The sequence below is a fragment of the Mangrovitalea sediminis genome (assembly GCF_002514725.1).
In the GTDB taxonomy this organism is placed as follows: domain Bacteria; phylum Pseudomonadota; class Gammaproteobacteria; order Pseudomonadales; family Oleiphilaceae; genus Mangrovitalea; species Mangrovitalea sediminis.
The window spans coordinates 1-1164 of the sequence record NZ_NTLB01000013.1 but is presented as its reverse complement, the minus strand read 5'-3'; the positions used below and the strand labels follow the sequence as shown (position 1 = coordinate 1164).

Sequence of the window (1164 nt, the reverse complement as noted above, 5' to 3'; positions counted from 1 at the left end):
GTGGGCACCATTGGCCACGTTGACCATGGTAAAACCACGCTGACGGCTGCTCTGACTCGTGTATGTCACGAAGTATGGGGTACTGGTGAGGCGCGCGCATTCGACCAGATCGACAATGCGCCGGAAGAGCGTGCACGTGGTATCACGATTGCGACTTCGCACGTTGAGTACGATTCGCCGAGCCGTCACTACGCGCACGTTGACTGTCCTGGACACGCTGACTACGTGAAGAACATGATCACGGGTGCGGCGCAGATGGATGGTGCTATCCTGGTATGTTCCGCTGCTGACGGCCCCATGCCGCAGACGCGTGAGCACATCCTGTTGTCCCGTCAGGTGGGTGTACCGTTCATTGTTGTGTTCCTGAACAAAGCGGACATGGTTGACGATGCGGAGCTGCTGGAACTGGTCGAGATGGAAGTTCGCGACCTGCTGAGCCAGTACGACTTCCCGGGCGACGACACGCCGATCATTACCGGTTCTGCGCTGATGGCGCTGGAAGGTAAAGATGACAACGAAATGGGTACTACGGCTGTTAAGAAGCTGGTAGAAACCCTGGACTCCTACATTCCGGAACCGGAGCGCGCGATCGATCAGCCGTTCCTGATGCCGATCGAGGACGTTTTCTCGATCTCTGGTCGCGGTACCGTAGTAACGGGTCGTGTTGAGCGTGGCATCATCAAGGTGGGTGACGAAGTTGAGATCGTGGGTATCCGCGATACCAGCAAGACCACCTGTACCGGTGTTGAGATGTTCCGTAAGTTGCTGGACGAAGGCCGTGCGGGTGAGAACGTTGGTGTACTGCTGCGCGGTACCAAGCGTGACGAAGTTGAGCGTGGTCAGGTTCTGGCGAAGCCGGGCACGATTACGCCGCACACCAAGTTCGAGTGTGAAGTATACGTACTGAGCAAGGAAGAAGGTGGTCGTCATACGCCGTTCTTCCAGGGCTACCGTCCGCAGTTCTACTTCCGTACTACAGACGTAACGGGCTCTTGCGAACTGCCGTCTGGCGTAGAAATGGTTATGCCGGGCGACAACGTGAAGCTGGTCGTGACGCTGATTGCGCCGATCGCAATGGAAGATGGTCTGCGCTTCGCGATTCGCGAAGGCGGTCGTACCGTTGGTGCGGGCGTTGTGACCAAGGTGATCGAGTAATCGAATAAC

General features: G+C 57.0%; 1 protein-coding gene. It reads left to right on the top strand.

Going from position 1 to position 1164, the window contains the following annotated elements; translation table 11 throughout:
• Positions 1 to 1155 (top strand): elongation factor Tu (gene tuf / locus CLR77_RS19880; protein WP_097462462.1); only part of this gene is annotated, 1155 nt, incomplete at its 5' end.
• Between the last annotated feature and the right edge of the window lie 9 nt (positions 1156 to 1164).